A 9,743-nucleotide genomic window follows, 5' to 3' on the forward strand; every position below is an offset into this window, starting at 1 on the left:
CGGGTCGATCTCCGGGATGCAGTGGCGGGGTTCTACTGTCTGCGGGATGGACAGTGACCGCACCCCGAGCATCGACGTCTTCCTCGCCGATCTGAAGGCCCGCCGCGACCTCGCGACCGGGCACGCCGCCGAGGAGGGTTTCCCGGAGTTGGCCACCGTCCTGCTCACCGTCGCCGAACTCGACCGGCTGCTGGGCATCGTCGAGGACTACGACACCGAGATCCTCACCTACGAGGTTCTCACCGGCGCGCAGACGAAGTTCGCCCGCAAGATCCGCGCCCGCAACGAGGCGCTGCGGCAGGCCGCCGCCGACCATCCCGGTCCCCTCGCCGACAAGCTGCTCGCCCTGCTCGACGAGCGGTGAACCCGGCCGGGTCTCAGCCCGGCAGCACCGTCAATCCGTGCGGGCGCAGGTTCATCGACTCGCAGCCGTCCTCGGTGACGACGACGATGTCCTCGATCCGCGCACCCCACTCGCCGCGGAAGTAGATGCCCGGTTCGATGCTGAACGCCATGCCGGGCTGCAGGGTGTCGTCGTTGCCGGAGACGATGTACGGCTCCTCGTGCACCGAGAGACCGATGCCGTGCCCGGTGCGGTGCACGAATGCCTCCCCGTAACCGGCGGCGGCGAGCAGGTTGCGGGCGGCGGCGTCGACGTCCTCGGCACGCACCCCGGGCCGCACCGCATCCACCGCGGTTTGCTGTGCCTTCTCGAGCACCGCGATCTTCGTCGCGATCTCCGGGTCCGGTTCGCCGATGCTGTAGGTGCGGGTCGAATCCGAGTAGTAGCCCGGTTCGACGGGACCACCGATGTCGATGACGACGATGTCGCCGGATTCGATGACCCGGTCGGACACCTCGTGGTGCGGGTCGGCGCCGTGCGGGCCGGACCCGACGATGACGAACGCCGCCGCGGTGTGGCCTTCTTCGAGGATCGCGGCGGTGATGTCCGCGGCCACCTCGGCTTCGGTGCGCCCGGCGCGCAACCATTCACCCATGCGGGCGTGCACCCGGTCGATGGCGGCACCGGCGCGGCGCAACGCCTCGACCTCGTCGGCGTCCTTGACCATCCGCAGCTGCCGGATCACCGACGTCGCCAGCGCCGGGGCGCTGCCGAACCGGGCGGTCAGCGGCACCAGGTGCAGCGCCGGCATCGCCTCGGCCACCGCGAACGCCCCCGCCGTCGCGACGAGGTCGCGCACGAGCGCGTAGGGATCCTGGCCGTCCACCCAGTCCCGCACCGGCAGACCGAGTTCACCGATGGCGGAGTCGTTCAGCGACGCCAACTCCAGCCGCGGCACCACCACGGTGGCGCCGGAGCCGTCGGTGGGGATCACCAGGCAGGTCAGGCGCTCGAACGACTCGGCGCGCGAACCGGTGAGATACCGCAGGTCCGGTCCGGGGGTGATGAGCAGCGCATCGAAGCCGGCGGCGGCACCGAGTTCGGCGGCGCGGGCCAGGCGGGCCGCGTAACGGTCGGCGGGGAAACGGGTGGCGGCAGAGGTCATGTCTTCGAGCCTAGTGGCCGCGACCGGATGGCAGGATGTGGTCCGTGACCGCACCGGAGAACCCCACGCCCGCACCGGACCCCACGTTGATGCTGCTCGACGGCGCGAGCCTGTGGTTCCGCGCCTTCCACGCCATCCCGGAGAAGGTCACCGCCCCCGACGGCAGCCCGGTCAACGCGGTGCGCGGTTTCGTGGACATGGTGGCGTCGCTGATCCGCACCCACCGCCCCACCCGGCTGGTGGTGTGCCTGGATCTGGACTGGCGCCCGGCCTTCCGGGTCGCGGCGATCCCTAGCTACAAGGCACACCGGGTCGCCGCCGGGTCCGACGGCACCGTCGAGGAGGTCCCGCCCGCGCTGCTGCCACAGGTGCCGGTGATCCTCGAGGTGCTCGCCGCCGCCGGCATCGCCACCGGCGGTGCGGCCGGTTTCGAGGCCGACGACGTGCTCGGCACCCTCGCCGCCCGCGAGACCACGGACCGGGTGATCGTGGTCAGCGGCGACCGCGACCTGCTGCAGGTCGTCACCGACAGCCCGGTGCCGGTGCGAGTGCTCTACGCCGGGCGCGGCCTGGCCAAGGCCGAGTTGTTCGATCCGGCGCTGGTCGCCGAACGTTACGGGGTGCCCGCCGAGCGGGCCGGCGCCGCCTACGCCGAACTCGCGGCGCTGCGCGGCGACCCGTCGGACGGACTCCCGGGCGTCAAGGGTGTCGGGGAGAAGACCGCCGCGTCGTTGCTGCAGCAGTACGGCTCCCTCGACGCGGTGCGCGCGGCCGCGCTCGACGAGTCGACGTCGATGGCGAAGGGCATGCGGGTCAAACTCGCCGCTGCGGCGGACTATCTGGATGCGGCGCTGCCGGTGGTGCGGGTCGCCACCGACGCGGACGTGGACCTGTCCCGCTCGGACGTGTTGCCGGCGGCACCGGCCGATCCGGAGCAGCTCACCGCGCTGGCGCAGCGGTGGGGTCTGGAACGGCCGGTGTCCGCGCTGGTCGCGGCCCTGGCCGACCGCTGACCGCGTCCGGTCAGTTGGGGCGGCCGACCTCGTAGGTGCCGTTGTCGTCGGTGACGGTGACGGTCACCTCCCGGAACTGGCCGTCGACGGTGACCGCGCACGTGAAGCTGTGCCCGGCCTCGACCTTCTGGTCGCTCGGGCACTGCACGTCGCCGACCTGCCCGGCCCCGTAGGACTCGGTGAGCACCTTCGCGATGCCGGCCTGGGTGGATTCGGTGTCGAGGACCTTCCCGCCGAACATCGTCGCGGCGATGATCCCGACGAGGGCGAGCACCGCGACGAGCCCGACGCCGCCGAGGATCCACGGCAGCTTCGACTTTCCCGTCTGCGGGCCGTTCTGCTGCGGTGTACCGGGCTGCTGCCAGGTGTTCGCGGGCGCACCCCAGGGCTGCGCCCCGGCGGGCTGCTGCCCACCCCACCCCGGGACGGGCTGCGTCGGCTGCTGACCGGGCGCGCCCCACGGCTGGGCTCCCGGCTGCTGACCCCAGCCCGGTGCCTGCCCCGGTGCCTGTTGACCGGGTGCCGGCTGCCCCCAGCCGGTCGCGGGCGGCTGCGGGGCCGGACCCCAACCCTGCTGCGGCGCACCGGTCGGCGCACCCCACTGATTCTGGTGCCCGGCACCGGGCTGCCCGGGAGTCTGCTGCCCGGCGGGCGGCGCCCACCCGGGCTGCGGGACGTTCCCACCCGCACCGGTGTCGGATTGCCACGGCGACTGCCCGGCGGGTGACTGCCCCCAGCCGGTGCCGCTGCCCTGCCCCCACTGCTGTTGGCCGGCGGGCGGCGCCCACGGTGATCCGGGCTGCTCACCGCCCCCGGAAGTCGGGTTCGGTGCCCATGGATCCGTCGATTCCGGCGGCCTCTGCCCCGGCGAGTCCTGCGGTTCGTTCGGCCCGGTCATCGTCGTCTCCACTCACCCTTCCCGTTGTGTGCCCATACGGTAGCGTCCACCCGCCGCGCGGGCATCCACGCCTACCGGGCGTCCCGGACACCCCGCAGGGACCGGGTCATTCGGCGGTGGGATCGACGGCGACGACCCCGCGACGCACCGCCCCGACCGCCTTGCCGGCGGTGCGGGCGAGCTCCGGATCGTCCGCGCAGGTGCGGATCTGGTCGAGCAGATCGATCAGCTGCCGGCACCACCGCACGAAATCGCCGGGCGAGAGTTCCTTGCCGGCCGCCTCCGCGGCGACGAGCGCCTCGGTCAGCGACGCGGTGGACGCCCAGGTGTAGGCGGCGGTGACGAAACCCAGATCCGGTTCGCGGGTCGGGGGCAGCCGATGCCGGATCTCGTCGGCCCGCAAGCCGTCGCAGATCCGGGTGGTCTCGGCCAGCGCGTGCCGGATCGGGCCGGTCGGTCCGACGACGGTGACCGGCTCGTCGGTGCGCGACTCGTAGATCACCGCCGAGGCCACCGCGGCGAGTTCGGCGGCGGACAGTCCCGCCCAGGCACGACGACGCACGCATTCGGCGACCAGCAGATCCGATTCGGTGTAGATGCGGGCGAGCCGCTCCCCCGCCTCGGTGGTCGCCGGATCGTCACCTTCGGTGAGATAGCCGCGTTCGGTGAGCAGCGCGACGATCCGCTCGAAGGTGCGCGCCAACGAATCCGTCGCCGCGGAGGCCTTGCGGCGCTGCTGCTGGGTCTCGCGCAGCAACCGGTGGTAGCGCTCCCCGACCCGCGCCAGCGAATCCAGATCGGGATGCTTGCAGGCCGGATGATGCTTGAGCTCGCGGCGCAACGCGTCGATCTCGCGGGTGTCGCCCTTGGACTTGCTGCGCTTGGGGCGGCGCGGCGGCACGAGGCCCTTCGACCGCAACGCCGAGGCGATGTCGCGGCGCCCGCGGCCGGTGCGGTGATCGACGTGCCGCGGCAGCCGCAGCGTGCCCAGCACCGTCGCCGGGGTCGGAAAGTCCCCGGCGGAGAGGCGACCGGACCAGGCGTCGGCGGTGACGACCTGCGGCCGCGGATCACCGGCGTCGGTGTCCGGCAGCACCACCACGGCCAGGCCGGTGTGTTTGCCGGCGGGCACGGCGACGATGTCGCCGCGCCGCAGGGTCACCAGCGACGCCACCGCCGCGGCCCGGCGATCCTGCTTGCCGCGCCGCTCGTGGGCGCGTTCGGCGTCGGTCAGCTCCGCGCGCAACCGCAGATAGTCGAGGATCTCGCTGCCCTCACCGCCGAGCTGGTCGCGCAGCTGCGCGAGGGTGGCCTCGTTGCGGTCGATGCCGCGTTTGAGACCGACCACCGACTTGTCGGCCTGGAACTGGGCGAAGGACATCTCCAGCAACGCCCGCGACCGCTCCACCCCGACGGCGTCGATGAGGTTGACCGCCATGTTGTAGGACGGGCGGAACGAGCTGCGCAGCGGGAAGGTGCGGGTGGAGGCGAGCCCGGCGACCGCGGCCGGTTCGATGCCCGGCTGCCACAGCACCACCGCGTGACCCTCGACGTCGATGCCGCGCCGCCCGGCCCGGCCGGTCAGCTGCGTGTACTCGCCGGGGGTCAGCTCGGCGTGGGTGTCGCCGTTGAACTTGACGAGCTTTTCGAGCACCACGGTGCGGGCCGGCATGTTGATGCCCAGCGCGAGGGTCTCGGTGGCGAACACCGCCCGCACCAGCCCGCGGACGAAGAGTTCTTCGACGGTGTGCCGGAAGGCCGGCAACATGCCCGCGTGGTGGGCGGCGATGCCGCGTTCGAGGGCGGTGCGCCACGATGCGTAGCCGAGGACCTCGAGGTCGCCGCGCGGCAGATCCCGGGTGTGTTCGTCGACGATCCGGCGGATCTCCGCGGCTTCGGTCTCGTCGGTCAGGTGCAGACCCGAGCGCAGGCACTGCTGCACCGCCGCGTCGCAGCCGGCGCGGCTGAACACGAAGGTGATGGCCGGCAGCAGACCGTCGCGGTCGAGGCGGACGATGACCTCCGGGCGCGGCGGCGGCCGGAAGCGGGGTCCGCGTTCACCCCAGCGGTCCATCCCGGACAGGCTCTGCCGTTGCCGCACCGCCGACGCCAGTTCCGGGTTGACGACGATGTCGCGGCGCCGCCGGGTCGGGGCCGTGTCGGTGTCGGCGCGGCGGTCGAACAGGTCGTAGATGCGGGAGCCGAGCATCATGTGCTGGTGCAGCGGGATGGGCCGCACCTCGTCGACGACGACGGTGGTGTCGCCGCGCACCGTGGTCATCCAGTCACCGAACTCCTCGGCGTTCGACACCGTCGCCGACAGCGACGCCAGCCGCACGTCCTCGGGCAGGTGCAGGATGACCTCTTCCCACACCGCGCCGCGGAACCGGTCGGCGAGGAAGTGCACCTCGTCCATCACCACGTGGGTGAGCCCGATCAGGGCGGTGGACGACGCGTAGATCATGTTGCGCAGCACCTCGGTGGTCATCACCACCACCGGCGCATCGGAGTTGATGGACTGGTCGCCGGTGAGCAGACCCACCGAGTCCCGGCCGTGCCGGGCACACAGGTCGGCGTATTTCTGGTTGCTCAGCGCCTTGATCGGGGTGGTGTAGAAGCATTTGGAACCGCCTTGCAGTGCCAGATACACCGCGAACTCACCGACGACGGTCTTGCCGGCGCCGGTGGGGGCGCACACCAGCACCGAATGCCCGTTCTCGAGGGCGCGGCACGCCTCGATCTGGAACGGGTCGAGCGGGAACCCGAGGCCGGTGCCGAACTCCGCGAGCTGCGGGGTGGGGACGAGCGGCGCGGTGCCGGTCCCGTCGTCACCGGCAGGGCCGGGAGTGGGGTCGCCGGTCACAGGGTGTCGGAGTAGTCGGTGCGGGCCGGATCGGTGGGCGCTGCCGGCTCCACCGGGCTCGGGGCGGGGATCGTCGAACCCTCGTCGTCGTCGAGATCGGCCCAGCCCTCGGCGCGGGCCTTGCGGGCGCGGCGCCGGTCGGTCAGCCGGGCGATCTGGATGGCGAACTCCACGAGCAGCGTCAGCGCCAATGCCAGGGCGAGCATGGAGAACGGATCCTGGCCGGGGGTGGCGATGGCGGCGAAGACGAACACCGCCATGATCAGCCCGCGCCGCCACGCCTTGAGCTTGGCGTAGGGCAGCACCCCGACGCCGTTGAGCGCGACGATCACCAGCGGGATCTCGAAGGACACCCCGAAGATCACCAGCAGGTTGATGAGGAAGCCGAAGTATTCGGCGCCCGACAGGGCGGTGACCTGCACGTCGTTGCCGACAGTGAGCAGGAACGACAACGCGTGGGAGATCACCAGATAGGCCAGCACCGCGCCGGTGACGAACAGCGCCGCCCCGCAGGTGACGAAGCCGATCGCGTAGCGGCGTTCCTTGCGGTACAGGCCGGGGGTGACGAACGCCCACAGCTGGTACAGCCAGATCGGGCACGCCATGACGATGCCCGCAGTGGCGGCGACCTTCAGGCGCAACATGAACTGCTCGAACGGACCGGTGGCGAGCAGACGGCACGCCCCGTCGCTGCTCAGGTCGGCGCGGGCCGAGGCGGGCAGGTCGCAGTAGGGGCCGCGCAGGATCTCCCCGAGACTCTCGAGGCCGAACAGGCTGCGGCTGTACCAGACGAAACCGAGGATGGTGGTGAGCACGATCGCAGCGAGAGCGATCAGCAGACGCGTGCGCAATTCGTAGAGGTGCTCGACCAGCGACATGGTGCCGTCGGGATTGGTCTTGCGCCGGCTTCGGCGCGGATCGAACGGGATGCGCACGGTGCGGTTCTCAGCTCCTGTCGAGACCACCGGCGTGCGGGCGTGCCGGGGTCAGCGGAACGCCGGGACACCCGCGGTGGGCGCCCCGGCAGGATGAACGTCGGTCAGGCAGACCGCGGTTCGGTGTGCGTGTTCGGCGCGGCGGGATCGGTCGTCGGCTGCGCGGCCGGCAACGGATTCGGCGCCGGCTGCTGCGGCGTGGACGCCCGGGCGTCGTCGTTCTGCATCTCCTTGACCTCGCTCTTGAAGATCCGGAGCGAACGACCGAGACCGCGCGCGGCGTCGGGCAGCTTCTTCGAACCGAAGAGAATCACGACCACCAGCGCCACGATGGCCCAGTGCCAGGGGCTCATTGCACCCATTTACAACAACCTCCACTGATCGGCTCCGATCGATGCTACCGGACCTCGAGCACACACCGAGGCCTCGCGCCGGTGTATCCACCCACAATTTGCAGAGGGTTCACACAGATGTTTCACAACTCTCGCCGTCAGGGTGTCGGCCCCGCACCGCGGCTCGCGTTCTCCCCGTCGAGCTCGGCGTAGGCCGCCAGCGCCGCCTCGGCCCGCGCCCGCACCGCCGCCCGCAACTCGGGCGGGTCGAGCACCTGCACCCCGGCGCCGAGACCGACGAGCAACCGCGCCATCCACCCCGGCGACGCGTACCGCATCGACGCCTCGCAACTGCCGTCGGGCAGTACCTGCACGTCGGTGAGCGGGTAGTAGTCGAGCAGCCACGTGTAGAACGGGGCGATGCGCAACCGTGCGGCGGGCAGCGAGGGGTCGCCCTCGAACAGTTCGAGGTGCTCGTCGTCGGTGATCGCCCGGTGCGGGGGGCGCGCCGGCTCGTCGAGCACGGTGGCGGCGTCGATGCGGTCGAAGCGGAACAGCCGCACCCCCTCGGCGCTGCGGCACCAGGCCTGCAGATAGGCGTGTTCGTCGATGATGACGATGCGGATCGGGTCGACGTCGCGTTCGGAGACGGTGTCGCGGGAGGCCGAATAGTAGGTCAGGTGCACGGCGCGCCTGTCGCGCACCGCGGCCCGCACCTGTCCGGCGGCGTCGGAGTCCCCGGCTGCCTCCGGATCCGGCTCGGCAGTCGCCGCGGTGGCGGTGTCAGTGGTGGTGTCGGCGGGCAGCGCGGCGGTCCCGGCGGCCGCCTCGATCTTCGCGATCGCCGACTGCGCCGCGGACGGGTCGACGACACCGGGCATCTCCTGCAGCGATCGCAGCGCCACGAGCAGTGCGGTGGCCTCGGTGGAGGTCAACCGCAGGGGGCGTTCGATGCCGGCGGTGAAGGTCACCACGATGCTGTCCTCGGAGAACGACAGATCGATCAGGTCGCCGGGCCCGTAGCCGGGCAGCCCGCACACCCACAGCTGGTTCAGATCGTCCATCACCTGCTTGGGGGTGACCCCGAGATCGCGGGCGGCCTCGGCCGCGCTGATCCCCGGGTGCGCCAGGAAGTAGGGCACGAGATTGAGCAGTCGTCCCAGTCGCGCCGACAGTCGTGTGCTCATCGCTCCTCCTCCCCCGCATCCGTGGTTGCCTGTTCGAGGATGCGGTGCACCTCGGCCCGCAACTCCGGTGGGTCGAGCACCAACGCGTCCGCGCCCTGCCCGGCGACGATCCGGGCGATCCATTCCCACGAGCGCACCGGCACCTCGAGTTCCACCCCGTCGCGGTCGCCGATCCGCCGGGCCGCGCCGGCCTGTCCGAGCCGGCGCAGCTCCCAGGCGCGCCCGTCGGCCACCCACAGCCGCGCCGATCCGCTGACCTCCGCCGGGGAGGTCGCGGCGAGCACGCGCCCCCGCAGATCCACCCCCTCCGGGATCTGCACCGCCCCCTCGGGGCCGATCGCGGTGATCTCGTCGCCGATGCGCGAGAGCCGGAAGGTGCGCACCGCGTCGCGGTCGCGGTCGTGGCCGACGAGATACCAGCGGCCGTGCACGGTGACCACACCCCACGGTTCGACGGTGCGCGTCGACCACGGCTCGGTGGGGGAACTGCGGTGGGTGAACCGCACCGCGCGGCGCGCGTCGATCGCGGCGAGCAACGCCGTCAACGCCGGTTCGGAACCGCGGGCGCGCGGCGGCAGCGGCGCCACCACTTCCCCACCGTCGGAGTCGACACGGATCCCGGCGGCACGCAGCTTGAGCACCGCGCCCTGCGCGGCGGCGGTCAGCTCCGGCGATTCCCACAGCGCCGCGGCGACGGCCACGGCGGCGGTCTCCTCGCGGGTGAGGTCGATCTCGGGCAGTTCGTAGGCGTCGCGGTTGATGCGGTAGCCCTCCACCGTCGACGACCGCGACGGCCGGCCCGTCTCGAGGGGCACCCCGAGATCGCGCAGTTCGTTCTTGTCCCGCTCGAACATGCGGCTGAACGCCTCGTCGCTCGCGCATTCGGAGTAGCCGGCCACCGAGGCACGGATCTTCTCCGCGGTCACGAACTGTCGGGTGGACAGCAGCGCGATGACCAGGTTCACCAGCCGTTCGACTTTCGAGATCGCCACGCGCCAACCCTAGTG

General features: G+C 71.8%; 9 protein-coding genes. 2 read left to right on the plus strand and 7 right to left on the minus strand.

Features of this window, described 5'->3' with window-relative positions; all coding sequences use genetic code 11:
• Nucleotides 1-46 precede the first annotated feature (46 nt).
• Nucleotides 47-364, plus strand: a complete 318-nt coding sequence (locus tag ACPCXD_RS17400; protein ID WP_423660513.1) for a hypothetical protein — start codon at nt 47-49, stop codon at nt 362-364.
• Between the two features lie 13 nt (nt 365-377).
• Here ACPCXD_RS17400 and ACPCXD_RS17405 read toward each other — a convergent pair whose 3' ends face one another.
• On the minus strand, nt 378-1,508 hold the full coding sequence (locus ACPCXD_RS17405; protein ID WP_145691978.1) for a M24 family metallopeptidase: 1,131 nt from the start codon (nt 1,506-1,508) through the stop codon (nt 378-380).
• A 35-nt stretch (nt 1,509-1,543) separates the two neighbouring features.
• On the opposite strand from ACPCXD_RS17405, the gene ACPCXD_RS17410 reads away from it, so the two are divergent.
• The gene (locus tag ACPCXD_RS17410) at nt 1,544-2,521 is read left to right on the plus strand and encodes a 5'-3' exonuclease (RefSeq protein ID WP_106199606.1); all 978 of its coding nucleotides are present in this window, start codon (nt 1,544-1,546) and stop codon (nt 2,519-2,521) included.
• 10 nt (nt 2,522-2,531) lie between these two features.
• Here the strand turns inward: ACPCXD_RS17410 and ACPCXD_RS17415 are convergent, their stop codons facing one another.
• The 6 genes from ACPCXD_RS17415 to ACPCXD_RS17440 all read right to left on the minus strand — a co-directional run bounded on the left by ACPCXD_RS17415 (nt 2,532) and on the right by ACPCXD_RS17440 (nt 9,728).
• Nucleotides 2,532-3,419 (minus strand): DUF4333 domain-containing protein, encoded by an 888-nt coding sequence (locus ACPCXD_RS17415; protein ID WP_145691979.1) that lies wholly within the window; start codon nt 3,417-3,419, stop codon nt 2,532-2,534.
• 106 nt (nt 3,420-3,525) lie between these two features.
• Nucleotides 3,526-6,282, minus strand: coding sequence for a DEAD/DEAH box helicase (locus tag ACPCXD_RS17420; RefSeq protein ID WP_423660516.1), 2,757 nt, complete (start codon nt 6,280-6,282; stop codon nt 3,526-3,528).
• A complete protein-coding gene (gene tatC / locus ACPCXD_RS17425; protein WP_016695540.1) occupies nt 6,279-7,217 on the minus strand; it encodes a twin-arginine translocase subunit TatC in 939 nt (312 codons plus the stop codon). The genes ACPCXD_RS17420 and tatC overlap by 4 nt, the downstream gene beginning before the upstream one ends.
• Nucleotides 7,218-7,321: 104 nt before the next feature.
• A complete protein-coding gene (gene tatA, locus ACPCXD_RS17430) occupies nt 7,322-7,579 on the minus strand; it encodes a Sec-independent protein translocase subunit TatA (RefSeq protein ID WP_016695541.1) in 258 nt (85 codons plus the stop codon).
• Nucleotides 7,580-7,707: 128 nt separating this feature from the next.
• Nucleotides 7,708-8,736, minus strand: a complete 1,029-nt coding sequence (locus ACPCXD_RS17435) for a WYL domain-containing protein (protein ID WP_160875332.1) — start codon at nt 8,734-8,736, stop codon at nt 7,708-7,710.
• Entirely contained in the window at nt 8,733-9,728 is a 996-nt protein-coding gene (locus ACPCXD_RS17440; protein WP_016695543.1) for a helix-turn-helix transcriptional regulator, read from the minus strand. The genes ACPCXD_RS17435 and ACPCXD_RS17440 overlap by 4 nt, the downstream gene beginning before the upstream one ends.
• Between the last annotated feature and the right edge of the window lie 15 nt (nt 9,729-9,743).

Source organism: Rhodococcus sp. AB351 (assembly GCF_049538275.1).
Lineage (GTDB): Bacteria > Actinomycetota > Actinomycetes > Mycobacteriales > Mycobacteriaceae > Rhodococcus.

Coding starts and splice junctions, on each gene's coding strand:
- ACPCXD_RS17400 (WP_423660513.1), top strand. CDS start 47: ATGGACAGTGACCGCACCCCGAGCATCGACGTCTTCCTCGCCGATCTG.
- ACPCXD_RS17405 (WP_145691978.1), bottom strand. CDS start 1,508: ATGACCTCTGCCGCCACCCGTTTCCCCGCCGACCGTTACGCGGCCCGC.
- ACPCXD_RS17410 (WP_106199606.1), top strand. CDS start 1,544: ATGTGGTCCGTGACCGCACCGGAGAACCCCACGCCCGCACCGGACCCC.
- ACPCXD_RS17415 (WP_145691979.1), bottom strand. CDS start 3,419: ATGACCGGGCCGAACGAACCGCAGGACTCGCCGGGGCAGAGGCCGCCG.
- tatA (WP_016695541.1), bottom strand. CDS start 7,579: ATGGGTGCAATGAGCCCCTGGCACTGGGCCATCGTGGCGCTGGTGGTC.
- ACPCXD_RS17435 (WP_160875332.1), bottom strand. CDS start 8,736: ATGAGCACACGACTGTCGGCGCGACTGGGACGACTGCTCAATCTCGTG.